This window comes from Hymenobacter monticola (genome assembly GCF_022811645.1).
In the GTDB taxonomy this organism is placed as follows: Bacteria; Bacteroidota; Bacteroidia; order Cytophagales; family Hymenobacteraceae; genus Hymenobacter; species Hymenobacter monticola.
In genome coordinates this window covers 4,862,427-4,887,706 of record NZ_CP094534.1, presented here as the reverse complement: position 1 = coordinate 4,887,706, position 25,280 = coordinate 4,862,427, and the positions used below count along the sequence as shown (strand labels likewise).

Genomic DNA, 25,280 nt, shown 5'->3' with positions numbered 1-25,280 from the left:
CCGGCAGTCGGCGCGTTCAACTTTTGAATTGCGCCAGCCGGTCGGCATTCATTTCCCCAGCCCCGACGCCTTGCAGCCAGGGCTGCCGGGCTACCTCCAGCGTGCAGGGCCCGTAAGTGAACAGCGTGATGCGGCGGCGCTGTGATTCGGCCCGCAGCCGCTCCATGACCTCCGCCATCATGCGGCCCCCAAAAGGCGTGTACAGGAAGAAAACAGTGCCCTCGGAATAGTTGGCCCAGCGGGCATCGGCTTGCTTGAATGTAACCCGCGACAGCCCTAAATCAGCAGCCCACCCGGCCGCTATTGCCACGTAGGCCGGTTCCAGCTCAATGCCCCGGGCCCTTACGCCGCTCAGCAGGCTCAGCAGCAGCGGTACGTGCCCCAGACCCGCGCCCACATCCACGAAAACGTCTTCTTTAGCAAAGGCGGCCTGTTCAACGAGCTCAAAAACGATGCGCGTCGGCGTTTTCTGGTAGTGCACCATTTCCGGTTCCCGGGCCGTCGTTTCTAGCGGCAGCGCCCGCAGCTGAAACAGGCCATTGGTGAACTCATCCAGCACATCGTACCCCGCCGCTGGGGCATGCAACCGGCGGCTTGCTATGGGAAAGCCCACGCATTGCTCCGCTAGCGCCCGGAAAGCTGCGCCCCGGTGGTACCCGGCCCGGATTTCGACCCGGAGACGCTGAAACAGCGCCGCATCAATAGCTTCTAATTGCTGCTGCAGGCGCTCCGCTCTTTGCTGAAGTAGCCCAACGCCGGCCGCCGGACCAATGTCGGTACCCAAGCTCGCCAGCCGGTCGATGAGGTGAAATTCCAGATAATCCAGCGCATCGGCCCGGGCCGCAAAATTCAGCTCCTCGCGGATGGCTGGGTTTTGCTCCAGCCTAACCAATTCGGTGGCAATTTCTGCTGCCGGCATCAACTGGGCAGCAAGTCAATCCAGCCGTCTTCGCTCACCACCACGGCCAGCACGGGGTATTTGCTGCTGTGGGCGTAGCGCAGGGCTGAATTGTAGCGCGAGCCGCGCGAGGAATCACCCTTCTCGGTGGCCAGGCCGTCGAGGATGGCACCGATGGCGTGGCACATGCCGTTGGGCTCGATGAGCACCGCCCCGTCGATGTTGGTGACGAGGCGCAGCACCGAGGGCGTCATGATGCGCGGCACCACCCGGAAGCACTGCCGCGCCAGGCGCTGGGCCTCCTGCGCCGCCCCGGTGGTGATGACGAGGATGGTGCCGTTGGGCTGGGTGGTGGCTTTCTGGGCCAGGTCCCAGAGGTAGTCGGTGCTGTCCACATCAAGGTTGGGAAACACGATGCGCACCACGCGGGCGAAGTTCTCGGCCGCCACGCGGCCCTGGGGCAGGCGCGGCGTGTTGCTCACCACGCGCATCAGCACCTGGCCGGCGTGGCTCATTTCCCAGCTGTAGTGGTTGGTGAAATGCACCGTCACCAGCGGCTCAAACTGCGAGTCGGACTGCGGCACCAGCTGGCCCAGGCCAAACACGTGCGAGGCGTCCGAAATCAGGGCCGTGTGGCCCTCGCTCAGCTCCAGCAGCTTGCGAATGGAGCGGTGGTCGCGCATGGGCACGGGCGTTTCGAGCGTGAGCACGGGCACGATGGCCGGGTGCAGGCGCCGGCTAATCAGCATGGTACCAATGCCTTCGTCGCCCTCGTGGCGCAGGGCAGCTACGCCGTTGCAGGCGTCGTACAGGCCGTGGGTGCCGGCCGGCGCCACGCGCAGCATCAACCGGCGCCCGGCCGAGCGCAGCAGCTCGTTGTAGTCGCGGTCGAGCACGGGCTGGTCGTTGTCGGCGGTGTCGGCCTCGCGCAGGGCGCGGCCGCAGTCGTGCAGAAACTCCATCACCGCGGCGTGGGGCAGGTTGGCGGGGCGGCCGCTGCCGGGCTTGGGCAGCGCGTAGTAGCCGTCGTAGCAGTCGGCCGAGAGCTGCAGCACCACCGTCACGAGGTAGCCCTGCAAACTCACCGGCACCGAGCAGAAGGAGCGGCGGTTTTCATGGCGCTCGGTTGTGATGGCGTTGAGCGTGGTTTCGGTGGCGCGGCACACCAGCTCGTACCAGTGCTGCTTCTCAAACCGGTCGTGGTCGTTGGGGTGCAGGTGGTACACCGAGCCCTGCGGTCCGGTGTCGGCCTCGAGGGCGGCGGCGTTGTTTTTTACCTCCCGAAAATCGGCCGGCACGTAGCGCGCCGTGGGGGGCTCCACCACCACGGCTTCGGGCTCGTCGGCTTCTTTGGCGGAAGCAAAGCCCAGAAGGAAAACCTCGGGCCGCAGGTTGCGGTCGAGCAGGTTAAATACCCCCTCCGCAAAGAGTTGGGCCGAAACGCGAAACAAACTTTGGTGTTCCCACATGGGCAGATTCAAGACGGCCGGGCCACGTCGCGGCCCCGACTTCAGGCCGAACTACGGAAATAAGCGCCGGAAAGTGGCGTTTTAAAACAAATTTTCGGTTTTAGCGCTTCTCTGCCGGCCCGGAAAACCGTATATTCGGGCTACCGCCGACGCCTTTCGTCGGCCCCTCACCGCCAACCCCATCCGCCTATGCTCTTCGTCGACATGCTCTTCGTGATGGCGGTGGCCATCTCCTTCATTCCCATTCTCACCGGCTACTGCGCCCACAGCCGCGGCCGCTCGTTCTGGCTGTGGTTTGCCCTGGGCTGGCTGGTGCCCATTGCGTCGTTTTTCATGCTTTTCGCCCTCATTGCCCGCGACGAGCTAAACCCCGGCCGCCGCCTGCTCGGCGAAGCCCGCCAGATATTGCGGGAGGCCGAGGAACAGGAAAAAGCGCGGGGCAAGGTGAAAAAAGAGCAGTAGAAAGTGCTTTGTTCAGGCGTGGGGCCTCACCCCCCGGCCCCTTACCCAAAAGTTGAGGGGGAGCCAGCCGATGCGGGATAGTTTGGTCCTGTTTGTAACTAATTGGCTTACTGCAAATGCCGCAGCACCCCCTGCGCGGCCCAGGCACCGGTGCTGAAGCAGCCCTGCAGCAAGTAGCCGCCGGTGGGCGCCTCCCAGTCCAGCATCTCGCCGGCTACAAAGGTGCCGGGGCGCTGCCGCAGCATCAGGTGCTCGTTCAGAGCCTCAAACCCGATGCCGCCAGCGGTGGAAATGGCCTCGTCTAAAGGGCGCAAGCCGCTAATGGGCAGTGGCACCGCCGTGAGCAGGGCCGCCAGCTCTTCCGGGTTGCCCGCCGAAGCCGTAGGCGCCAATTCGCGCAGCAGGGTAGGGACTGGCGGGGCCAGACTCAGGGTTTTGCGCAGAAAATCGGGCAAGGAAGCCGCGCCGCGCCGCTGCTGCAGCTTGGCCAATAGCGCGGCTGGGGCCAGGTCGGGTTTTAGATTCAGCAACAGGGTGGCCGGGCCGTTGCTTTGCAGCGCTTGGCGCACCTGCGGCGTGAGGGCGTACACCGGCGTACCCTCCACGCCGTAGTCGGTGAGCATGATTTCGCCGCGTACCGCGGGGCCATCATGCACCCGCAGGCTGATGTTTTTGAGCGGAGCCCGGCCCACCTTCGCTTTGAAAAAGTCTGACCACGCCACTTCCGCACCGCAATTGGCCGGCGCAAAAGGGACGACGGGCACGCCTATCTCCTGCAGCAGCGGCACCCAGGCGCCGTCGGAGCCGGTTTTGGCCCAGCTGGCGCCGCCCAGCGCCAGCACCGTGGCGGCGGGCTCGATGGTGAACTCCCGGCCGGATGCCTCCTCGCGCAGGCGCAGCCCGCTGGCGCCGGCGAAGCCCAGCCAGCGGTGCCGGGTATGGATTTCCACGCCCAACCCGCGCAATCTTCCCAGCCAGGCGCGCAGCAAATCGGCCGGCTTGTGGGCGGCCACCGGGAAGATGCGGCCGCTGGTGCCCACAAAGGTTTCAATGCCTAAGTCTGCCGCCCAGGCGCGCAGGTCGGCGGGAGAGAAATGGCTGAGCAACGACTGGAAGCGGGTTTCTTCCGCGCCGTAGCGGCTGGCGAAACTGGTCAAGTCCTCGGCGTTGCTCAGGTTGAAGCCGCCGTGCCCGGCCACCAGAAACTTGCGCCCCACGGTGCCCTGGGCTTCGAATACGCGCACGGCTACGCCGCCCTCGGCCAGGCGCTGGGCGGCCATGAGCCCGGCCGGCCCGCCCCCGATAATGGCCACTTCGCCCAAAGGCTTATGCATACAGAGAGGAAGGGAAAATGACCATCGGGGGCCTTTGAATGGCATCCAAAGTTACAGCTTCGGCGCGCGCGGGCTTAACCCCGGCCCTAGCTCGGCCGTTAGCCCAGCATCTATGGGACCTTATACCATTCTTATCGGCCTGAGCTTAGCGGTTCTGCTGTCGTACGTGTTCGATTTGGCCGCACGGGCTACCAAGGTGCCGTCGGTGCTGCTATTGCTCCTTTCCGGCATCGCCCTGAGCCAGGCTGCTACCTACTGGGGCGTGGCCGTGGCCGTGCCGCCGGTGATGCTGCAACTATTCGGCATCGTGGGCCTCATCCTCATCGTGCTGGAAGGCTCCCTCGACCTGCGCCTCACCCGCGACAAGGCCCCGCTCATCCGGCGCTCGTTTCTGGCGGCGGTGCTCATCATGGGGGTGCAGGTAGCGGCCATTGCGGCGCTGCTGCACTTTTACGTGGGCGCCCGCTGGCAAAGCTGCCTGCTCAACGCCGTGCCGCTGGCCGTGGTGAGCAGCGCCGTGGCCATCCCCAGCGTGGCCGGCCTCGGCGGCGCCAAGCAGGAATTCATTATCTACGAAAGCACGTTTTCCGACATCGTGGGCATTATGCTGTTCAACTTCATCTTGCAGGATGATTTCGCGCAGGGCTGGTCCATTGTCACCTTCGGGCGCGACGTGCTGGCCGTGGCTGTGGTGGCCGTGCTCAGCACCGCGCTGCTCGCCTGGCTGCTGGGACGGCTGCGCTCGCACGTAAAGTTCTTTTTGCTGTTTGCCTTTCTGGTGCTCATCTACAGCATTGCCAAGAAGCTGCACCTTTCGTCGCTGGTGCTGGTGCTGGCCTTCGGCCTGGCCGTCAACAACGCCGACCAACTCCTCAAGCACCCGCTGCTGCGCCGTTTCCTGCACCCCGAGCAGCTGGCCGGCGAGTTGCACCAGCTTAAAAGCATCACCGCCGAATCGGCTTTCCTAATACGCACGTTTTTCTTCCTGCTCTTTGGCTACTCCATCACGCTGAGTAACTTAGTTAGCGTAAGCCTGCTGCTGCAGGGTGCCCTCATTGTGGGCGTACTCACGCTGGTGCGCTACGTGTACCTGCGCTACGTGGCCAAAACCGACCTCATTCCCGAGCTGTTCATCGCGCCCAAAGGCCTCATTTCCGTGCTGTTATTTTACAGCATCCCGTCCCGCCTGCTCATTGGCGAAGTGAGCGAAAACATGCTCTTCGTCGTCATTCTGCTCACCGGCCTGCTCATGATGGTGGGCTTGCAACTGGCCCGCAAAGCGCCGGAGCTGGGGGAGTACTGACTTGAAAAAACGTCTGTCATCCCGAGCACAGCGAAGGACCTTATCATGTCTGAACAAATCGTTCGGGCGTGGTAAGGTCCTTCGCTGCGCTCGGGATGACAGACGATTAATCAAGCATCACGCCTCGCTTTCCTGGATGAGCTGCCGCCGGTAGCGGGCCAGAATGTCGGTTTTCAGAATGAAACCCAGGTAGCGCCCGTCCTCTTCGCACACTGGCAAAGCCCAGTAGCCGTAGCGGTCCAAAAGGCTGAGGGTGTGCTCCAGGTCATCGGCGGGGCCCACCACCACGGGGGCATCCTTCATCAGCTCGCGCACGCGGGTGGTGCTGTAGTGCGCGTCGTCGAACAGAGCGTCGCGCACCGAGTTCAGGCTGACCACGCCCAGCAGCCGGCCACCGGCCGCCACCACGGGGAAAAGGTCGCGCGAAGAGTGCCGGAAAATATCCACCAGCTCGCCCAGTGTGGTACTGGGCCGCACCGGAATAAAGTCGGTGGCCAGGAGCTTGCGCGGGTCGAGCTGGGCCAGCAGGCCCCGGTCGCGGTTGGCGTACACGTCCACTCCTTTCAGGGTGAGCTTGCGCGTGTACACCGAGTAAGGCTCGAAGTACTTGGTGATGAGGTAAGAAGAGCTGGTTACCACCATCAGCGGCACAAATAGCGCATACCCGCCCGTGATTTCGGCAATGAGGAAGATGGCCGTGAGGGGCGCATGGATGACGCCGGCCAGCGTGCCCGCCATGCCCAGCACAATGAAATGCACCTCCGGAATATGCACCAGCCCGCTCAGGTTGATGAGCCGGGCGAAGAAGAACCCCGCCAATGCCCCCGAAAACAGCGACGAGCCGAACATGCCGCCGTTGCCGCCGCTGCCCACCGTGATGCTGGTGGCCACCACCTTCAGCATCATGCTGAACAGAACGAGTACCAGCAGCAGCCAGGGATTGTTGTCCTGATACACCGAGAAAATACTGCTGTCGGTGAGGTGCTCCGAGTGGCCGCGCAGCAGCAGCTCCACCGTGTTGTAGCCCTCGCCATATAGCGTGGGGAACAGGAAGATAAGCCCGCCCAGGGCGGCGCCGCCCACCAGAACTTTGCGCCAGTCGAGCCCTGGCCAGCGCTCAAAAAAATGGTCGAACCAATGGTAGGTCCGAATCATGTACACCGAGAAAAACGCGGTAAACAAGCCCAGCAGCACATAAAACGGCACCGCGTCGACCGGCCAGCTGGTGGTGATGAGCACAAACGGCTGGCCCGCGTACAGCGCTTTCGACACCACCGTGGCCGTGGCCGAGGAAATGAGCAGCGGAATGAAATACTGCGCCGGCAGTTCCAGCAGAATGGTTTCAACCGCAAACAGCACGCCCGCAATGGGCGAGTTGAAGATGGCCGCCACGCCTGCCGCCGCCCCGCAGCCCGTGAGCAGGCGCCGCCGCCGCCGGTCGAGGTGCAGCACCCGGCCCGCATTGGAGCCCAGGGCCGCGCCCGTGACGGAAATGGGCGCCTCGGTACCGGCCGAGCCGCCGAACGTGACCGTGAGAAAAGCCGTCACCAGCTGCGAGTACAGCTTGGAGCGCGGCACCACGCTGCCCTCGCGCGCCGTGTTGTAGATGATGGGCCCGATGCCCCGGCCCAGCTGCCCGCCCAGAAAAAACTTGGTAAAGAGCACCGTGAGCGTGATGCCCACCACCGGGTAGACGGACAGCGCAAACACCCGGCTGGGTTCCGAAATGCCCTCGCGCAGCATTTCCTGCCCCCAATGCACCGAGTTTTTCAGCAGCACCGCCGCCAGACCGGCTGCGCCGCCCACCAACACACTCAAAAGGAGCATGTACATGCGTTCGCTGATGTGGCGGGCCCGCCAAACCAGCAGCGGACGCAACAGTCGGTGAACGGCGTGGTGGTGGGACATAAACGGCAGCGAGAGTTTGGCGCAATAATACCAACGCAAAAAAAAGGCCAGCAGATGCCTGCTATAGGAAAAGCGCTGCCGTGGGGCCATATGCGCTATTCATAACCAGCATTTACTGAAACCGATGCCGCCCGGGTGGTAACCGCTATTTGGCCGGCGTGCGCTGCAGATAGGTGCGTTTCAGGTGGTCCCCCAGTTTCTGGAGGTGGGGGTCGTGCTCGTAGAGCAGGTTGCGCCACAGGCTTTGGATGATGAGCAGCAGCAGCTGCGTGGTCATTTCCGCGTCGTCGGCGCCCACGTCCTTGAAGGCTTGCTGCAGCAGGCTATCAATCGGGCTCATGAAGCGTTGGAAATATTTCTGCACCAGCGGCCGGTTAAATTCCTTGTCCTGCATTTTCCAGAAGTCGGGCTCGTCGTGCACCAGCTTGTAGGGCAGGTCGATGACGTTTTCAATCAGCACGCGCGGGTTTTGCTCGGTCAGGATGCCGCGGTTGGCTTCCACGATGCGCCGGAAGCCCTGCTTGATGAGGTATTCAAACAGCTTTTCCTTGCTTTGGAAATATTTAAACAGCAGTGCCTCCGATACGCCGGCGCTCTTGGCAATGAGCAGGGTGGAGGTGCTGTCGTAGCCACGCTCGCCGAAAAGCTGCAGGGCTGCCTGCTCTATCTTGGTATGACTGGTCATCGCCCAACCGAATAATCTAAAACTGCTAAATCTCCTCTGCTAAACCGCCTTATGGCCAGGAATGGCGGCAAGATAAGGCCAACGGCAAGCATTTACCACGTCAGCGGCCAGATGATGCACTCAACGGCTCCCCGCCTGAACACCGCAAAACAATACAGCCGGTTAAATCGAGCGAAGTCGACTTAACCGGCTGTAGCGTGTTGAATTCCGCATAACGTAGCTCCTAGGACGGAGACCCGAACGTATTCAACCGATGTTTTCCTAGGTGGGGTGGGATACACCTAGCGAAAGAGGACGTGGGAATTGGCGAATCGGTCAACCTTTTTGACTGATTGCGAAACAAAGGTAGGTGAGGATGTACTAAATCCGTATAAGTGTTAGCTCACTATCGGTAAGTGCATACTCACCAAACTTTGCCTCAGTCGAATAAATTACAGCTCCATGATGTCTTCGTTCCAAAGCGTGGGCTCGGCTTCAATGAATTCGTTCATCATGTCCACGCATTCCTGTAGGTCGAGGTCCACCACTTCTACGCCGTGGCTTTCCAAAAAGGCGCGCGACTCGCCAAAGGTGCGGCTTTCGCCCACCATCACCTTCGGAATTTTGAACTGCACGATGGTGCCGGCGCACATGTAGCAGGGCATCAGCGTGGTGTAGATGACGGTGTCGCGGTAGCTGCGCTGACGGCCGGCGTTGGTGAGGCAGTCCATCTCGCCGTGCTTGATGGCGGAGTCTTCCTGCACGCGCTTGTTGTGGCCCTGGCCGATGATTTTGCCGTCGCGCACGAGCACCGAGCCGATGGGGATACCGCCCTGCGAGCGGCCCAGGCGGGCTTCGTCGATGGCGGCTTGCATGAATTCGTCTTTGCGGGCGGAGGAGTCGGGGGTTTGCATAATTGCTTTTGGGAGTGGGAGTTGGTGATGCTTAATGGCTGCTTTGCAGGTAGAGCAGCGTGGTGCGATAGGGACGGCTGGGGATGTACTTGTCGTTGATGACGAAGTAGCCGTGCTTGTAAGCCGCGAGGCCTTCCCAGTTATAGGCCATGTACTGTTCGGGAAATTCCCACAAAGGCTGCCAGGTGAATCGATTATTCTTCAGCGTGATATCGACCAGCCGGCAGTAGCTTTTGAAGCCGCCCGGCCCGGTAATGAGCTTGGTATTGGCCACGTCGGTGGCGGGAACGCGGTAGATGGAGTCGCCACCCCCGCCCTTGAAGAAATAATTGATGGCCGTGAAGTGGCTGCCGCCCACCGGCGTAACGTCGGTGATGCGGAAGGGCAAAGGGTTGAAAGGCAGTTTGTCCATGGTCGAATTAGCCGCAAGGTGCGGCTTGCGAAAGCCGTAGGCGTAATTCTGGCCGGGAAAGGAGTTGTATTCGAAGAAAGCCACCAATTCCTTTTTCGCTGTGACGGCGGCCTCAAACCCCGCGTTGTAGATGTGCGAGCCGTCGGGGGCGGGCGGCTTGGGCAGCGCCAACAGAAAGGTGGTGTCCAGGGCCACGGTGCGGGCTTGCAGGCGGCCCTTGAGCAGATAGCAATTGGCTGAGGGCGTGGTGGTTTCTATGGATAAGTAGACGACATCTCTGGCAATCATCAGCGCTTCAAGCCCTTCGTATTCCTGGCCGGCAGCCTTCATGCGGGCCTGCAACGCGGACAAGCCCAGGAGCTTGATTTTCTGGTAAGGCAAGACGAAGGTGGTGTCCCGGAGCTTGCGGTCCAGGTCGCTGAGTTGCACCGTATAGAGCTTCGCTTCGGCCTTGTCTTGCAGCCGGCTCTCCGAGAGCAAAAACAGCCGGCCTCGGCTGATGGCAAGCCCGGAGAACTGGTTGTCGTAGAATTCCAGCTCCTTGGGCAACGAAATGGGGCGCACCGTGAACGACGGTTTCTGCGCCAGCGTGAGCAACGCGGGCAGGCATAACAGACAGCTCAGGAGGTACTTCATGCGGGGTAAGCGGGCACTAGCGGGCGCAAATGCCTTTGTACGGGCAGTATTCGCACTTGGTGAAGTCGTCGGTTTTGCGGATGGGCTCGGCGGGGTCGAGGATGCGGAGCACAATCTTACGCACCAGGCCTTCGGAAACGGCTACGAAGTCTTCACCGCCTTCGGTGAGGAAGCTGAGGTCGGCGGAAAGCAGGCCTTCGTTGATGTTGCGCAGGGAGAGGATGGAGGTATCGGCCGTTTCGCGGTGGGCGGTGTGGGCCAGCATGAGGCGGTAGAGCCAGAGCTGGCGCACTTTGTCGGCGCTGCTGCTGGCTTCGTGCAGGAGGCGGTCCACGGCTTCGGCGGGGCTGAGCTTGTTGCCGGAGCCGCGCAGCTGCAGGTCGCGGCGCTCCACTTTGCCCGATTTGTAGTCGACCACGCGCAGGCGGCCGTCGGGCAGCTCGTCCACGCGGTCGGCGAAGCCGAACAGGCGCACGGCCAATTGCTCGGTTTGGCCGGGCACGTCCACGAAAACGGTGGCGGCCAGCTCTTTTTCCAAGCCAAATAAGCGGATGGGCAGCAGGCCGGGCTGCTCGGTGAGGCTTTCGAGCAGACGCACCACGAGGCGGCTGGCCACTTGGCCGTACACGTGGTTGAGGCCTTCATCGGCACGGGCGTGCTTTTCGGTTTCTTCCTGGCGCAGGGCCTTTTGCACCTCGGCTGGGGCCTGGCGGATGAGCTCGGGAATGTCGTCGGCCGTGATGGGGCGGGCGTCCTGGGCGAAGGGCTCCATCAACTTTTCCAGCGCCTCGTGCACCATGGTGCCGAAGCTGCTGGCTTCCAGCGTTTCCTCCACGGCGTCGGTTTCGTGGAAGCGGGCCACTTTCGAGAAGTAAAACCGCAGCGAGCAGGCCAGGAAGTCGTTGAGGCGGGAGGGCGAGATGTTGCGTTCGAGCACGCCGCGCAGGGCGGCCAGCATTTCGGGGTCCTTTTCCAGAATGAGGTCGCCCTCGTACTGGTCCACGCCCGTTTCCGTTTCCGGGCCTTCCACCGTCACGGTCAGGTCTTCGAGCGTGAGCTGCGGGTTTTGGAGCAACAGGTCGTTTTCCAGTTGCAATAAAAACCGGCTGCGCTCGCCGCTTTTGATGCCCTCGGCGCCGGGCAGCACGTGCACGAGGTCGACGCGCTGGGCGCGCTGGAGCAGGCGCCAGAAGTTGTAGGCGGTGATGGCCTCGGCGTCGGCGTAGGTGGGGAGCTTAAACTCGGTGAGGACGTCGTAGGGGAAAAGCGACTGCTGCTTTTTGGGCGCGGGCAGCACGCCTTCGTTGCAACTGAGGATGATGAGGTGGTCGAAATCGAGGGCTCGGGTTTCAAGCAGGCCCATCACCTGCACGTCGGCCAGCGGCTCGCCCGAAAAAGGCAGGCGGGTGCGGCCCATCTGCTCGTAGAGGAAGCGGCGAAACGAGCGCACCGACAGGCGCTGCTCGCGGCAGTCGAAGGCCGAATCGAGCTGCTTGACGAGGGTGTAGAACAGGTAGAGGTACTCGGCTTCGATGCCACCCTGCTGGTCGGCATATACTTGTTTTAGTAAATCAATCAGCGTGTTGCAGGCGGCAATGATGTCGTCGCAGTTGTTCCAGGTTTTGAACAGGGCCTCGATAAGCGGGTGGTGGGCGCCCATCTTCAGCAACTCCGAGGCGGGCAGCAGCACGGCATTCACGCGCACAATTTCGCGGCAAATCTGGTCCAAGATGCCGTGGTACTGGGGCTCGTCAGCCTGGCGGTCCTGCCACTGCTGGTAGCGGCGCAGGAAGGGGTGCGAGAGCAGCTTGCTCACGGCCAGGTGGTGGTAGCGGGGCACGCCGTAGCCGGTTTCCTGGCTGCCTTCCCGAATGCCCGTCAGGTGCACCTCGAACAGCAAGTCGACCAGGTTGAACAGCGGCGTGGCCTGGAAGCTCAGACCCATGGTCACGTTGTAGTCGGGCACCTCGTCGGGCGGCAGGCCGTGCAGCACGGGCAGCAGCAGGGTTTCGTCGGGCAGCACCACGGCCACGGTGGCGTCGGGGTGGTTGCGGCGGGCTTCGGCCAGGAGCTGGCCGGCCAGTTTGCCTTGCATGCTGGGGTTAGCCACGCCCAGATAGCGCACGTGGTGGGGCGTACCGCGCAGGTACTCCACGCCCCCGCCGAAGTTATCGAGCGGCAGCTTCCAGCGCTCAAAGTAGCGGCGCAGGTGCTGGCCGGCGCGGTTGGGCGAGTTCTTTTCGAGGTAAAATGGGTCGGCGTCGAAGCGCACTTCGGCCCGGCCGGCGTTGAGCAGCAGGCGGATGAGCTTTTCTTCCGAGGCCGACAAATTACCCAGGCCCACGAACACGTGGCGGGCGGGCTCGGGCGCGGCGGGGTCTTTCAGGGCCTTTTCCAGCTTTTCCACGGCGCGGCGGTAGGCCAGGCCGGGGTAGGCGAGGTGGTTGCCCAGCATGCGGCGCTTCAGCTCGTGGTATACGCGCTCCAGCTGGTTCCAGAAGCCGAAGGAGTGCGCGGCGGCCTGGCTTTTGGGCGGCAGCTCGCTGATGTCCCAGCGCTCCAAGGCCTTGGCTTCGGTGAGGTAGTCGAAGACTTCGTGGGTGGGGGCCAGGTTCTGGTCGAGGTTGGAGAAGTCGTTGAGCAGCAGTCCGGCCCAGCCCACAAACTGGTCAAAGTCGAGCTTGGTGTCGATGCCTTTGAGGATGTCATACAGCAGCAGCTGCAGGGCAATGGGCTCTTCGACCTGCACGCCGGCCAGCTCCACCATGTAGTCTTCCATGGCGGCCACGCGCGGGGCCCACAGCGGGGCCGCGCCGGGCAAGGCCAGCGCCAGCTCGTTCTTCAGGTACACCACGGCCCGGCGGGTGGGCACCACCACCACGATGTCGGACAGCTCATCGAGCGGGCCGGAGCCGTAGCGGTCGAGCAGTTCCCGGGCAATGGTGGCCAGAAAAGTGCCGGCGGCCGGCGGGGCGGGAGCAACAGCGGGGTAGGAGGCAGGGCGGGCAGTCATTTCGGTAAAGATACCCGCCAGACAGGCGGCAACCCAGGCGCTGCCCGGCGTTCAGGGCTTGTTTAGCCAGGGCACCCGCTCGTGTTCGATGAGGAAGTCGAGCAGCAAGGCAATGAATTCCAGCTGCGTGTGGGGCCGGGGCACCAGCCGGGAAGGGTCGTCGGGCGCTACGTAGCCCGGCAGCTCCCGAAAATCCTGGCCCGGTGCCGGGCGAAAGCTCATGGCCCAGGAGTCGAACGTGCGCTCCCGGCACGGGCCTTCGCTCAACACCCGGAACTTGAAGTGGCGCGGGTCGCGGGCAATGCGCTGGTGGTAAAGGGAGAGAACAGCTGCTTGCTCGCCTTCCAAAAGCTGCATAAACCGCCCGTCGGCGGCGTACAGCAATAACCCGGTAATATTCTGGGCGGCGTTGCGGGTACGGCACTGGTGTAGCAGGGCCAGCAGCTCCGGCGTGTCGAAAGCCATGAGCGCCTCGCTTTGATACAACAGCTGATAAAGTCCCATGCGTACCGGAATGGCGGTGAATCGGTGTGAACGAAGCCAGAGGTAACGGCTGACTGGCAAAGGGCTCTGTTATCTTTCGGCTTAAAACAGCTGTCCAGACAACCAGCATTCATTTGTTGTGCTTATAGCGTTTTTCCGTTCTAAAATGTTCTATCTCTAATATGAAACTGCTGCTACCGGTTGCCTTGGGGCTGCAATTGCTGGCCGTCATGGCCCGCGCCCAAACCACGCCTACCGTAATCCCCGACCCTGTGCCGACGGCCCCCGCGCCCGAGCCGCTCTGGCGCAAGAGCCTCAAAACCGGGTTGGGACTGAACGAGTCGCTGCTGAGCACCAACTGGCGCGGCGGCGGCGTCAACACCATCGGCTTCAACGCCTTGGCTAACGCCAAAGCCAACCGCAAAACCGGAGCCCATAGCTTCGACAACGAAGCCGATTTCCTGTTCGCCTTCTCCCAAACCAAGGGCCTGGGCTACCGCAAAAACCAGGACCGGCTGTTTCTCGACACCAAGTACGGCTGGGCCATGAGCGAGAAATGGAACATGTTCGTGTCGCTGAACCTGCTCACCCAATTCGCGCCCGGCTACAAGTACGACCAGGACGCCGCTGGCCTCGACCGCGCCCGCCTCACGTCGGATTTCTTCGCGCCCGCCTTCCTCACGGCCGCCTACGGCTTCGAATACCGCCCGGCGCCCTACTTCCACCTGCGCCTGGCCCCATTTGCCCCGCGCCTCACCGTGGTAAACCGCGCCGACCGGTTCGTGGCCATCCTCGGCGACACGCCTTACGGCGTGAACCCCGGCCACAGCACCCGCTGGGAAATCCTGGCCGCCCAAATCCTGGCCGAATTTGATAAAAACATCAGCCCCAACGTCAACCTCAAGGCCCGCTACCTGCTGTTTGCCAACTACAAAAATATCAACCCGCAGGAAATCGACCACCGCCTCGACCTCGGCCTCACCGCCAAAGTGGGTAAATATGTGAACGTGGCCCTCACCGGCATCGCGCTCTATGATTATGACCAGGACCACGGCTTGCAATACTCGCAGGGCCTGACCATCGGGGTGGCGTATGCGGTGCAGAATTTCGCGGACGCGAAGAAGTAGACAGCGTGCAGGCCTTTGCTTGCCGAATAGCACACCGCTCAAGTAGGTAAATAGGCTGCCTTTTTTTATTACTTAATGTCGACCCGCAAGTAGAAGAATTTGGTATTCTGCTTTAACAACGCTACCTGAGCAGCAGTGCTATTTATCTTGTCTTCCTCCGAAGTAGCGAGGCATTTTAGCAAAATAGTTTTGTCATCCTTCCATGCCAGGCCATAGGGCATCCATTTCAGGGTTTCAAGGCTAAATTCTTTTTTCAACCTTCCTGCTTGTACGGTGTAAACGGCTACTCCATTCGGAGCACCCTCGTACGGGTACGGCCGCCACCCGCCGTACCGTGGGGCTTGGCGTCGGGATGTTTTGCAATGTATCTATTCTTCCAGAAGTTTGGTCAATTAATAAACAAGCAGATGACTCGTAATACACAACTTGTAACACGTATTTACGGAGGTAAGTCAGCTTGCCTTGGTAGCTGAGTTCTGCACCTTCTTCCTCGTATTGCGCAACGGGTTTGCTTAGCAATTGAACAGTTTTGCTGTTGCCCGTTTTCAGCGTAATGCGGTTGCCACGTTGCGTGAAACCTGTTTTGTCAAGAATTGTCAGCCTTTTGTGGTTGGCCTGTTGCGCCTGACTAAATGCAGTTTTAGTCGCAGTACTAATCGTATATTTTTTGCTGTTTGTCGACCGATTCAGAACGGTTACAGCGCGGACTGACAGTGGCTTGGACAGATGTTTGAAGCTGCCTGAAGCAAGGTTTAAGCAACTCAGAAGGCACAGCGATAGAAGGGTGTAGTTAGCCATGTTTTATTATGGGACGCAGCGCGTAAATCCGCTCAATGATTTCCACCACTTTCAGCCCTTCCAGCGCATTCGTTGTGGCGAAGCTGCGGCGCTGCACGGTGTCCACCACGTTTTCGATGACTTGCACGTGATTGGCGGCCGAGCCCTGAAAGGCGCCGTAGTTATTGGCGGGGTTGGTGGCGGGCAGCTCGGGCATTTCGTAGCCCTCGAGGTGGCAGTATTCTACCTTGTCCATGTACTGGCCGGCGATGCGCAGGCTGCCGCGCTCGGCCACCACGGTGAGGGAGCTTTCGAGGTTGCGGTCCCACACGGCGGTGCTGTAGCTGAGCGTGCCGCTTCCGCCGCGCACGAGGTCGAAGGTGACGAGGCCGCTGTCTTCGAACTCGGTCAGTCCTTCGTGGGTGAAGTCGCGGAAGCGGGCCCCAATGTTGGTGATGTCGCCAAACACCCAGTACAGCAAATCGACGAAGTGGCTGAACTGGGTGAAGAGCGTGCCGCCGTCGAGGGTTTGGGTGCCTTTCCAGCCACCCGACTTGTAGTAGCGCGCGTCGCGGTTCCAGAAGCAGTTTAGCTGCACCAGAAACACCTGGCCCAGCCGGCCTTCATCCACCACCTGCTTGAGCCAGGCGGCCGGGGGCGAGTAGCGGTTCTGCATCACGCCAAACACGAGCCGGCCGGTTTGCAGGGCCGTGTGCACGATGGTTTCGGCGTCGGCCTTGTGCAGGGCAATGGGCTTTTCGATGACGACGTGCAGGCCGTGGCGCAGGCCCGCCACCGCCTGCGGAGCGTGCAGGCCGTTGGGCGTAGCCACGGTGAGTACGTCGGCGGCAGGGCCGGTTTGCAGGTACTCTTCGAGCGAAGTGAAGAAGGGCACACCGGGAAACTCGGCGGCGAGGCCGGGCTGCAGGTCGGCGCGGGTGTCAATCAGGGCGGCTAGCTCGGCGCCGTCGTGGCGGGCCACCAGCGCGGCGTGGCGGCGGCCAATGTGGCCCACGCCGCAAATGGCGAAGCGGACGGGTAATGAATTCGTCAAGCGTTGTAAAGGGCTAGAATAAATTTGAAAGCATACCTAGGAAACCAAGTGGCGGTATCATACCGACACCAAATACAATAACGGCTTTGTTTATCGATTTGTCCGACTTCAGAAGCTGCTCTTTTAACAGCAGCAACTCCTTTAAAAAGCAGCCAGCCGTGAGCAAGTAAGGCGGTACTAAAAGCCAGAGAACAAAGTTTCCTAAAGCAGCATCATGCAAATAGCCCTGTGAATGAGAATCGGATACATCGTGGCCAATAATAAGTAATGTAATGAATCCTGCCACCGAGCACAGGCCCAGAATGACACAAAAACAAAATGTGGCCTTGTGATAGACTCTCACTTGAGTGGATACTTATGCCAACGCTTGCGTCAATATATGGACAACATACTCCTGCTGCGCCACCGCCAGCAGCGGATGAATCGGCAGCGACAGTACCGATTGGCACAACTGTTCCGCCACCGGAAACTGCCCCGCGCGGTAGCCCAGGTAGGCATACGCCGGCTGGGCGTGCACCGGCAGCGGGTAGTAAATCATGGTCGGCACGCCGCAGCTTTTGAGGAAATGCTGCAAGTCGTCGCGCCGACCGGAGTCCGTCACCTGAATGGTGTATTGGTGGAAGACGTGCGTGCTGCGCGGGTCTCGGGCCGGAATTACAACGCCCGCCACGCCGTCCAACGCGTCGTCGTAGCGGGCGGCTACGGCCTGGCGGGCGGCCGTGTTGTGCGGCAACTGCCGCAGCTTCACGCGTAGCAGCGCAGCTTGCAAGGTGTCGAGGCGGGAGTTGAGGCCGATGCGCTGGTGGTGGTATTTCTGGCTCTGGCCATGGTTGGCGAGCTGCTGAAGCAGCGCGGCGCGGGCAGCTTCACGGGTGAGCAGGGCGCCGCCGTCGCCGAGGCAGCCGAGGTTTTTGGAGGGGAAAAAGGACGTGGTGCCTACTTCGCCTACCGCGCCGGCAAAAGCCGTCTCGCCATTCGGCATTTGGAAGGTGGCGCCCAAGGCCTGCGCGTTGTCTTCAATCAGAGCCACGCCGTGCCGCTGAGAAATGGCCCGCAGGGCTTCCAAATCGGCGCACTGGCCGAACAGATGCACCGCCACAATGGCGCCGGTGCGCGGCGTGATGGCGGCTTCCACAGCCGCCGGGTCGATGTTGAACGTGTCGGGCAGCACGTCCACCAGCACCGGGCGCAGTCCCATCAGTGCCGCCGCTTCCAGCGTGGCCACGTAGGTGAAGGCAGGCGTGATGACTTCGGCGCCAGCAGGCAGCTCCAGGCTCATCAGGGCCAGGGTGAGGGCGTCGGTGCCATTGGCGCAGGGCACCACGTGCACGCCGCCCAGGTGCGCACCTAGCTCCGCGGCAAACTGCCCCACGGCCGGACCCTGGATGAAAGCCGCCGAATCCAGCACCTCCTGCATGGCATCGTTGAGGGTCGGCTGCAGGGCCGCGTGTTCAGCGGCCAAATCGAGCAATAGGATGGGGGAGGGCGGGGCGGGAAGTATCACAGCAGCATCAGGAACTGGAGCTGCCAAAGATACTGGGCAAACTCAGGCCAACTCCCGCAGCAGCCAGAACAGTTTCAGCAGGTCGAAAGCCCGCAATTGGGGCTGCGCCGAGAGCAGCTGCCGGCGTAGTGCCGGAGCCGTCACGCTTAGTGTCGCACGGGCGGCTCCGGCCAGCCCCAGTCGCTTCAGGCGCAGGGCCATTTGCAGCAGGCGCGACTCGGTGCCCAGACTTTCGGTGCGGTACAACTGGGCCAGATTGCGCACGGCTTGTTCGCTCTTTTGCAGGAAAACGACGGCCGGCTCCAAGCCCTCGTGCAGCACGGGGTTGTCGATGTGCAGCAGCGGTGTGCCCGCTGCTGCCAGCGCCAGGCCGAATTTGGTGTCTTCGTGTCCGTAGCCGCTCAGGCCCTCATCCAGCGCAAACCGACGAAAAACGTCGGTTCGAATCAGCGCGTTGTTGATGGTAAGCTGGCCGTAAGGCGCGGCTTGGCGCACGGCGGCGGGCCGCGCCTCCCGGGCTTGGCCATACAGCCAGCGCAAGTGCAACGCCGGGTCGGCCGGCGGCGCGGCGCGGTAGCGGGTGCCGCCAATGATTACCTCGGCCCGGTCCACAGCCGCCGCGTAGCGGGCCAGAAACTGCGCATCGGGCGGCAGGCTGTCGTTGTCGAGCAGCAGCAGCCACTCGTGTTGCGCAGCGGCGGCCAGCTGGTTGCGGATGGCGGCTCGGCCCACGTTGCGCGGCAGTTCGCGGTAGTGCACGCAAGGCAGCGCGCCCAGTGGTCGGTTGGCAGTCAGGATTTCAGGCCGGGAGCCGTCGTCGAAAAGCAGGACTTCGACCGGGCCGGGCCAGTCGGATTGTTGCGCCAGTAGCGCCCGCACCAGGGCCTCCACTTCCCAATTGTAAACCGGAATCAGCACGGAGAGGCCAACGGTCATTGCAAGTGAGAATGAAGTGAGCAAATGCCAACGAGTTGCCGGACGGGTTGGCTATTGCGGCTGCCGGGCCGAATCCAGCAGTTCACCGTCCTTGCAGGTGAGCACGCGGTGGGGGTATTTCTCCAGCAGCTGAAAGTTGTGCGTAGCCATCAAAATGGCTGTGCCGGCGTTGTTTATTTCTGCAAACAGGCGCATAATGCTGTCCGATACCTCGGGGTCGAGGTTGCCGGTGGGCTCGTCGGCCAGCAGCAGCACGGGCTCGTTGAGCATGGCGCGGGCAATGACCACGCGCTGCTGCTCGCCGCCCGAGAGGCGGTGCGGCATGCGGTTGGCGGCCCCGTTGAGGCCTACTTGCGTAAGTACATCACTCACGCGCTGTTGCTTTTTGGCCTTGCCTTTCCAGCCAGTGGCGTTGAGCACAAACAGGAGGTTTTCGGCCACCGTGCGGTCCGAAAGCAGCTGAAAGTCTTGGAACACAATGCCCAGCCGGCGGCGCAGATACGGCACCTTGCTGGCCGGCAGCTTCGCCAGCGGGAAGCCGGCCACGGTGCCCATGCCGCTTTGCAGCGGCAGGTCGGCATACAGTGTTTTTAGCAGCGACGACTTGCCCGAGCCGGTACGGCCCACCAGGTAGCAGAAGGCGCCCTTTTCCAGCGCGAACGTCACGCCCTGTAGCACGGCCTGCTCCTCCTGCATAATGGTGGCGTCGTGCAGCTCAATCACATTTTCGGTCATCTTCTTACAAGCTCAGCGGCTGCAGTTTGCCAAATTCCAGCCCCGAAATAACCGCCGCCAGCTCGGTTTCCTTGCCTTCCAGGCCGTAGCGGTGCAGGTCCTTCAGCGGCCGGTCGGCCCGGAAGTAGGCAATCAGCACGAAAGCCTCGTCCCGCAGTTGGATGTAATCCGGAATTTTGGCCTTGCCTTTTACTTTGATGATGTACACGGCGGGAAATTTTGAGTGTTGAATGTTGAGGGTTGAGTTATCCATCAAGAGCATTGAGGGCATTCAACCCTCAACATTCAACCCTAAGAATTTACTTTTTTATGGTCGGCCAGGAAGGTGGCCAGGCCCTTGTCCGTGAGCGGGTGGTTGAGCAGGCCGGTGATGACGTTGAGCGGGCAGGTCACCACGTCGGCGCCAATTTCGGCGCACTGAATGAGGTGGGGCACGTGGCGCACCGAGGCGGCCAGCACTTCGGTGGGGTAGCCGTAGTTGCTGAAAATCTGCACAATCTGCTCGATGAGCTGCAGGCCGTCGTGGCCGATGTCATCCAGGCGGCCCACGAAGGGCGACACGTAAGTGGCGCCGGCCTTGGCGGCCAGCAGGGCCTGGCCAGCGGTGAACACCAGCGTGCAGTTGGTTTTGATGCCTTTGTCGGCGAAGTACTTAATGGCCTTGATGCCTTCCTTAATCATGGGCACTTTCACCACGATGTTGGGGTGCAGGTCGGCCAGGGCCTCGCCCTCGCGCACGATGCCATCGAAGTCAGTAGCAATGACTTCGGCCGACACATCGCCGTCCACCAGCTCGCAGATTTGGCGGTAGTGGGCCATCACGGCATCGAGGCCTTTGATGCCTTCTTTGGCCATGAGCGAAGGATTGGTGGTCACGCCGTCGAGGACGCCCAGCTCTACGGCTTCGCGGATTTCATCGAGGTTGGCGGTGTCGAGAAAGAATTTCATGGGAATGAGTAGTCAGTATTAAGTAGCCAGTGGTTAGGTATTGCGGTCTGAAAACCGACTACCTGATACTGACTACCGACAAAAAAGAATCGGCCCCAAAGCTACTCATACGCCCGCCAAATTGCGGAACAGAGCAGCATCGGGGCCGACGCGAAAGGGCAAAAAAAAGCAAGCCAAAATCGCACCGCTACAACCACCTACCCTTGCTACCTTCCGGTCCTGGGGGAGTTCAGCAGGAGCTGGTCGTTCTGACTTGCCGCTGCAAAGGTAAGCACGTATTCGTCGGATTCAGCACGGAGTGGACGGATTTTGTAGCGGGTGCGCCGGATAGGGCGGCCGCAGGGCTGGTAAGCGGTTGATTCTTTTGAAAATGGCACTGATGGGCAATGCCAGAAAAAACCTGGGAGCCGAACGGTGGCGTCCACAAAATCCGTGAAATCCGTAAAATCCGCTCGAATCCGTGGTTAGCTTTGCACCATGGAACGACTTATCATCCTCGATTTCGGCTCGCAGTACACGCAATTGATAGCCCGGCGCATCCGCGAATTGCACGTGTTCTGCGAAATTCACCCCTACACCCACGCCCCGAACCTCGTCCTCAGCGACGATATTCGGGGCGTTATTCTTTCCGGCTCGCCCTGCTCGGTGCGCGAGGAAGGCGCGCCCAACCCCGACCTGAGCCACCTGCTCGGCCACGTGCCGGTGCTGGGCGTGTGCTACGGCGCGCAACTGCTGGCCCAGCAGGGCGGGGGCGAGGTGCTGCCCGCCACCATCCGCGAGTACGGCCGCGCCCGGTTGACGTCGCTGGACGGGGGCTCGGCGCTGCTCACCGACATGCACACCGACTCGCAAGTGTGGATGTCGCACGGCGACACCATTAAGGTATTGCCGGCGGGCTACGACATCATTGCCAGCACGCCGGAAGTGGACGTGGCCGCCTTCAAAATCGAAGGCCAGGAAACCTACGGCATCCAGTTCCACCCCGAGGTGACGCACTCCACCGAAGGCAAGGTGCTGCTGCACAACTTCGTGGTAAACATCTGCCAGTGCGCCCAAAGCTGGACGCCCGACCACTTCGTGGATTCGGCCGTCGAAGCGCTACAGCACACCATCGGCCCCGACGACCAGGTAATTCTGGGCCTCTCGGGCGGCGTGGATAGCAGCGTGGCGGCCCTGCTGCTGCACCGCGCCATCGGCCCGCGCCTGCACGGCATCTTCGTGGATAACGGCCTGCTGCGGCAGGACGAGTTTGCCACGGTGCTCAAAGCCTACGAAGGCCTGGGCCTGAACGTGACCGGCGTGAACGCCGCGCCCGAATTCTACGCCGCCCTGGCCGGCATCAGCGACCCCGAGGGCAAGCGCAAGGCCATTGGCCGCACGTTCATCGAGGTGTTCGACCGCGAGGCGCAGAAGGTGCAGGGCGCCCGCTGGCTGGCCCAGGGCACTATCTATCCGGATGTGATTGAGTCGGTGTCGGTGAAGGGCCCGGCCGTGACCATCAAGAGCCACCACAACGTGGGCGGCCTGCCCGAGAAGATGAACCTGAAAATTGTGGAGCCGCTGCGCATGCTCTTCAAGGATGAGGTGCGCGAAGTGGGCGCGGCACTGGAGCTGCCGGCTGAAATCCTCAACCGCCACCCCTTCCCCGGCCCCGGCCTGGGCATCCGCATCCTCGGCGACATCACCCCCGAGAAGGTGGACCTGCTGCAGCGCGCCGACGGCGTGTTCATCAACCTGCTGAAGCAGCACGGCCTGTATGAGCACGTGTGGCAGGCCGGCGCCATGCTGCTGCCCGTGCAAAGCGTGGGTGTGATGGGCGACGAGCGCACCTACGAGCGGGTAGTGGCCCTGCGCGCCGTGACCAGCGTGGACGGCATGACCGCCGACTGGGCCCACCTGCCCTACGATTTCCTGGCCGAGGTGAGCAACAAGATTATCAACCAAGTGCGCGGCATCAACCGCGTGGTCTACGATATTTCGAGCAAGCCGCCGGCTACTATTGAGTGGGAATAGCCGACAGGTAATCTAGGAACATAGAACGTCATGCTGAGCGCAGCCGAAGCATCTCTACCGCGGAAGTAAATCAAATTACTCGTGCGTTAGAGATGCTTCGGCTGCGCTCAGCATGACGTTCTATTTTTGTATTCTTTCTTAAGGACTATGCATTTCCATTGCCTCCAACACATGCCCGACGAAGGCCCCGGCCACGCGGCCGACTGGCTGGCGGCGCACGGCCATACGCTCACATTCACGAAGCTTTTTGAACCCAACGCGGTGTTTCCGGTGCTGGGTGATTTCGACGGCTTGCTGATTCTGGGCGGCGCTATGAGCGTGCACGACGAGGACTATCTGCCGTGGCTGCGCGACGAGAAAGCCTTCATCCGCGAGGCTTTGCGGGTGGGCAAAATCACGCTGGCCATTTGCCTGGGGGCGCAGCTGGTGGCCGAGGCGCTGGGCGGCGAAGTGTGGCCCAATCACGCGCCGGAAATCGGCTTCTGGACGGTGCGGTTTTCGGCCAAGTCGCTGGAGCATCCGCTGCTGCGCGGGTGGCCCGAGAAAGCTACCGTGCTGCACTGGCACCTGGATACGTTTACGGTGCCGCCGGGCGCCATGCGCGTGGGCATGTCGGCGGGCACGGCTACGCAGGGTTTTGTGTGGGGCGATGGGGTGATTGGGCTACAGTTTCACCCCGAAATGACGGTACCCATGGTCGAGAAACTGATGGAGCTTGAGGGGCATGAGCAGGCCGAGGAGCAGGAATTTGTGCAGACGGCAGAGCAGATTCGCGGGAAGCTGAAATCAGTCTGGAAGGGCCGCAAGCTGCTGGAGGCGCTGCTGGAAAATCTGGTTAAATTGCATGAGGAAGGCTAGAAGAAACTTCTAAAAGCTACTTAATTGGATAAAAGGTGAAAATCTGTTGCCTCGGGTTTAAAGCAACGTGATGATATGAGTATAGATAATCTGTATCCATTTATTGCATTATTAATTCTAGGCACGTTCGGCCTAGTCGTCTGGCTTGGGTATCGAAGGCTCGCATTTAACGCGAAAAATAAATAGGTGCGGTTTGCGCTTGGACTAGGATGGGCGTCGGTAGTGGGCGGGATAATGATTCTGCTGATGATACCAATTTGGATAATGGTATTCATGCATCCCTAATCTTTTGACCGCGCATTAAAACCCCTTCGGCAATTCAATCCCCTTAATGGTCTTGTACAAGCTCAGCGCGTTCTGGTCGGTCATGCCGGCTACGAAATCGGTGAGCAGCAAAATCTTTTCGTAAGCTGACACATCAGCTTGGTGGCTTTCAGCGCGGAATTGCTCGGGGAGCAACAGGAGCAGCTTGCGGCTACGGTGGCCCTGACCGGCGTCGAAAATGGCGCAGAGGAAGGCGTCGAGCAGGCCGCCGAGTACGTCGAAGCCGGCGGCTTCAATTTCGAGTACCGGGCGGCTGCGGTAGAGTTGGTTAATGCTGATGCGCTGCACCTCCTGCAAATCGGCCCAGCAGCTGAGCTCTTTGATGAGGGACTGGTCGTACTGGCCGCGCAGAATGGCGGGGGCGTGCCGGGCAAACAGCTCCGCCAGCTCGGCCACCAGCTTGCCGATGAGGCGGGCGCGGATGTAGCCCAGCTCCTCGCGCCAGTCGTGCCACTGCACGCTGCCCTTGCGGCCGGCCGGGTCGTTGAGCATCTTTTTGAGCAGGGGCAAGCCGGTTTCGGGCGCGATGAGGCCCAGCTTGAGGCCGTCCTCGAAGTCGATGATGCGGTAACAAAGGTCGTCGGCGGCTTCGACCAGAAAGGCCAGTGGGTGGCGGTGGTAGAAGCCGGCTGCGGCGTCTTTGGGCAGCAGGCCCAACTCGGCGGCCACGTGCTGGAAGCGCGCAGCTTCGGTTTGAAAATGGCCGTATTTCTTCTCGGAAGCGCCACCTACTTTGGCGGCGTCGGGCACCAGGCTGGGGCGCGGGTACTTGGTGAAGGCGCCCAGCGTGGCGTAGGTGAGGCCCAGGCCGGCGGTGCCGCTGCTGTGCGCCGCGTAGGTGTGCGTGAGGATGCGGAAGCCCGCCGCATTGCCTTCAAAATGCTGCAAATCGGCCACTTCGGCGGCTGTCAATTGCGCCAGGTACGGGGCCGCGGCGGCGCTGAGGAAGTAGCTGCTGATGGCGTCTTCGCCGGAGTGGCCGAAGGGCGGGTTGCCGATGTCGTGGGCCAGGCAGGCGGCCGACACGATATCGCCGCAGTCTTGGTCGAGGTTGGGCAGTTGCCGGGCCAGCTCCGCGTCGGCTTCCATGAGGTGGCGGGCGGCGAGGCGGCCCAGGGAGCGGCCCACCACGGCGGTTTCGAGCGAGTGGGTGAGGCGGGTGTGCACGAAGTCGGTTTCGGGCAGGGGCATCACCTGGGTTTTGCGCTGCAGGCGCCGGAAGGCCGAACTGAACACCACCCGGTCGTAGTCGCGCACGAAGTCGCCGCGCTCGGGCAGCACATTGGGCGTGCTGAGTTGCTGGTCGGGGAAGCGGCGCGGCGAGAGCAGGCGCGGCCACTGCATCAGGGTTTCGGCGGGCATGAGGCAAAAGTAGTGGCGGACAACACGCAGGGATAGTGAAATGGGCAGGTCTCCGCGTGAAGAGTCCGGAAGAGCTAGCCGCGCCTATGCAACCCCATTTGCTATATTGACGCTGGCAACATGTTGAATTAATTATTCGAATTAAA

Annotated in this window: 23 protein-coding genes and 1 other RNA gene; 5 read left to right on the top strand and 19 right to left on the bottom strand. The window is 61.6% G+C overall.

Annotated elements, in window-relative coordinates:
- Nucleotides 1-16: 16 nt before the first annotated feature.
- Nucleotides 17-919, bottom strand: coding sequence for a class I SAM-dependent methyltransferase (locus tag MTP16_RS20485; protein ID WP_243513237.1), 903 nt, complete (start codon nucleotides 917-919; stop codon nucleotides 17-19).
- Nucleotides 919-2,367, bottom strand: coding sequence for a diadenylate cyclase (locus MTP16_RS20480; RefSeq protein WP_243513236.1), 1,449 nt, complete (start codon nucleotides 2,365-2,367; stop codon nucleotides 919-921). Before MTP16_RS20480 ends, MTP16_RS20485 begins: the two co-directional genes overlap by 1 nt.
- A gap of 189 nt (nucleotides 2,368-2,556) precedes the next feature.
- Here MTP16_RS20480 and MTP16_RS20475 point away from each other — a divergent pair, with 189 nt between their 5' ends.
- Nucleotides 2,557-2,829, top strand: coding sequence for a hypothetical protein (locus MTP16_RS20475; protein WP_243513234.1), 273 nt, complete (start codon nucleotides 2,557-2,559; stop codon nucleotides 2,827-2,829).
- Between the two features lie 107 nt (nucleotides 2,830-2,936).
- Here MTP16_RS20475 and MTP16_RS20470 read toward each other — a convergent pair whose 3' ends face one another.
- On the bottom strand, nucleotides 2,937-4,163 hold the full coding sequence (locus MTP16_RS20470; protein ID WP_243513233.1) for a BaiN/RdsA family NAD(P)/FAD-dependent oxidoreductase: 1,227 nt from the start codon (nucleotides 4,161-4,163) through the stop codon (nucleotides 2,937-2,939).
- Nucleotides 4,164-4,275: 112 nt separating this feature from the next.
- Here MTP16_RS20470 and MTP16_RS20465 point away from each other — a divergent pair, with 112 nt between their 5' ends.
- The gene (locus MTP16_RS20465; protein WP_243513232.1) at nucleotides 4,276-5,466 is read left to right on the top strand and encodes a cation:proton antiporter; all 1,191 of its coding nucleotides are present in this window, start codon (nucleotides 4,276-4,278) and stop codon (nucleotides 5,464-5,466) included.
- A 117-nt stretch (nucleotides 5,467-5,583) separates the two neighbouring features.
- On the opposite strand, the gene MTP16_RS20460 is transcribed toward MTP16_RS20465, so the two are convergent.
- The 6 genes from MTP16_RS20460 to MTP16_RS20435 all read right to left on the bottom strand — a co-directional run bounded on the left by MTP16_RS20460 (nucleotide 5,584) and on the right by MTP16_RS20435 (nucleotide 13,517).
- Nucleotides 5,584-7,374: a chloride channel protein gene (locus MTP16_RS20460; RefSeq protein WP_243513231.1), complete on the bottom strand. Its 1,791-nt coding sequence runs from the start codon at nucleotides 7,372-7,374 to the stop codon at nucleotides 5,584-5,586.
- Nucleotides 7,375-7,519: 145 nt separating this feature from the next.
- Complete coding sequence (locus tag MTP16_RS20455) at nucleotides 7,520-8,059, bottom strand: TetR/AcrR family transcriptional regulator (protein ID WP_243513230.1); 540 nt, start codon at nucleotides 8,057-8,059, stop codon at nucleotides 7,520-7,522.
- 431 nt (nucleotides 8,060-8,490) lie between these two features.
- Nucleotides 8,491-8,952, bottom strand: a complete 462-nt coding sequence (locus tag MTP16_RS20450) for a nucleoside deaminase (RefSeq protein ID WP_243513229.1) — start codon at nucleotides 8,950-8,952, stop codon at nucleotides 8,491-8,493.
- A 31-nt stretch (nucleotides 8,953-8,983) separates the two neighbouring features.
- A complete protein-coding gene (locus MTP16_RS20445) occupies nucleotides 8,984-10,000 on the bottom strand; it encodes a hypothetical protein (protein WP_243513228.1) in 1,017 nt (338 codons plus the stop codon).
- A 16-nt stretch (nucleotides 10,001-10,016) separates the two neighbouring features.
- Nucleotides 10,017-13,013 (bottom strand): PD-(D/E)XK nuclease family protein, encoded by a 2,997-nt coding sequence (locus MTP16_RS20440; protein ID WP_243513227.1) that lies wholly within the window; start codon nucleotides 13,011-13,013, stop codon nucleotides 10,017-10,019.
- A gap of 51 nt (nucleotides 13,014-13,064) precedes the next feature.
- On the bottom strand, nucleotides 13,065-13,517 hold the full coding sequence (locus MTP16_RS20435) for a BLUF domain-containing protein (RefSeq protein WP_243513225.1): 453 nt from the start codon (nucleotides 13,515-13,517) through the stop codon (nucleotides 13,065-13,067).
- A gap of 161 nt (nucleotides 13,518-13,678) precedes the next feature.
- On the opposite strand from MTP16_RS20435, the gene MTP16_RS20430 reads away from it, so the two are divergent.
- Nucleotides 13,679-14,623: a DUF3078 domain-containing protein gene (locus MTP16_RS20430; RefSeq protein ID WP_243513223.1), complete on the top strand. Its 945-nt coding sequence runs from the start codon at nucleotides 13,679-13,681 to the stop codon at nucleotides 14,621-14,623.
- A 240-nt stretch (nucleotides 14,624-14,863) separates the two neighbouring features.
- Here the strand turns inward: MTP16_RS20430 and MTP16_RS20425 are convergent, their stop codons facing one another.
- From MTP16_RS20425 to ffs, 9 genes are all read right to left on the bottom strand, one after another.
- Entirely contained in the window at nucleotides 14,864-15,421 is a 558-nt protein-coding gene (locus MTP16_RS20425; RefSeq protein WP_243513222.1) for a hypothetical protein, read from the bottom strand.
- Complete coding sequence (locus MTP16_RS20420) at nucleotides 15,414-16,454, bottom strand: Gfo/Idh/MocA family protein (protein ID WP_243513221.1); 1,041 nt, start codon at nucleotides 16,452-16,454, stop codon at nucleotides 15,414-15,416. Before MTP16_RS20420 ends, MTP16_RS20425 begins: the two co-directional genes overlap by 8 nt.
- Nucleotides 16,455-16,467: 13 nt before the next feature.
- Nucleotides 16,468-16,740, bottom strand: coding sequence for a hypothetical protein (locus MTP16_RS20415; protein ID WP_243513220.1), 273 nt, complete (start codon nucleotides 16,738-16,740; stop codon nucleotides 16,468-16,470).
- A gap of 69 nt (nucleotides 16,741-16,809) precedes the next feature.
- Nucleotides 16,810-17,958 carry a DegT/DnrJ/EryC1/StrS family aminotransferase gene (locus MTP16_RS20410; RefSeq protein WP_243513219.1) on the bottom strand — a complete coding sequence of 383 codons (1,149 nt, stop codon included), beginning with the start codon at nucleotides 17,956-17,958 and terminating at the stop codon, nucleotides 16,810-16,812.
- A gap of 42 nt (nucleotides 17,959-18,000) precedes the next feature.
- Nucleotides 18,001-18,894, bottom strand: coding sequence for a glycosyltransferase family 2 protein (locus MTP16_RS20405; RefSeq protein ID WP_243513218.1), 894 nt, complete (start codon nucleotides 18,892-18,894; stop codon nucleotides 18,001-18,003).
- Between the two features lie 51 nt (nucleotides 18,895-18,945).
- On the bottom strand, nucleotides 18,946-19,629 hold the full coding sequence (locus MTP16_RS20400) for a cell division ATP-binding protein FtsE (protein ID WP_243513217.1): 684 nt from the start codon (nucleotides 19,627-19,629) through the stop codon (nucleotides 18,946-18,948).
- A 4-nt stretch (nucleotides 19,630-19,633) separates the two neighbouring features.
- Entirely contained in the window at nucleotides 19,634-19,837 is a 204-nt protein-coding gene (locus MTP16_RS20395; protein ID WP_196288256.1) for a fructose-6-phosphate aldolase, read from the bottom strand.
- Between the two features lie 83 nt (nucleotides 19,838-19,920).
- Complete coding sequence (gene fsa / locus MTP16_RS20390; protein WP_243513216.1) at nucleotides 19,921-20,577, bottom strand: fructose-6-phosphate aldolase; 657 nt, start codon at nucleotides 20,575-20,577, stop codon at nucleotides 19,921-19,923.
- Nucleotides 20,578-20,739: 162 nt separating this feature from the next.
- An RNA gene (ffs, locus tag MTP16_RS20385) (signal recognition particle sRNA small type) lies at nucleotides 20,740-20,837 on the bottom strand.
- 217 nt (nucleotides 20,838-21,054) lie between these two features.
- Between ffs and guaA the strand changes: the two genes are divergently transcribed.
- Together guaA and MTP16_RS20375 are read left to right on the top strand one after the other, a co-directional pair.
- Nucleotides 21,055-22,590 carry a glutamine-hydrolyzing GMP synthase gene (guaA, locus tag MTP16_RS20380; RefSeq protein ID WP_243513214.1) on the top strand — a complete coding sequence of 512 codons (1,536 nt, stop codon included), beginning with the start codon at nucleotides 21,055-21,057 and terminating at the stop codon, nucleotides 22,588-22,590.
- 171 nt (nucleotides 22,591-22,761) lie between these two features.
- Entirely contained in the window at nucleotides 22,762-23,448 is a 687-nt protein-coding gene (locus MTP16_RS20375) for a type 1 glutamine amidotransferase (protein ID WP_243513213.1), read from the top strand.
- 300 nt (nucleotides 23,449-23,748) lie between these two features.
- On the opposite strand, the gene dgt is transcribed toward MTP16_RS20375, so the two are convergent.
- The gene (dgt, locus tag MTP16_RS20370; RefSeq protein WP_243513211.1) at nucleotides 23,749-25,134 is read right to left on the bottom strand and encodes a dGTP triphosphohydrolase; all 1,386 of its coding nucleotides are present in this window, start codon (nucleotides 25,132-25,134) and stop codon (nucleotides 23,749-23,751) included.
- Nucleotides 25,135-25,280 lie beyond the last annotated feature (146 nt).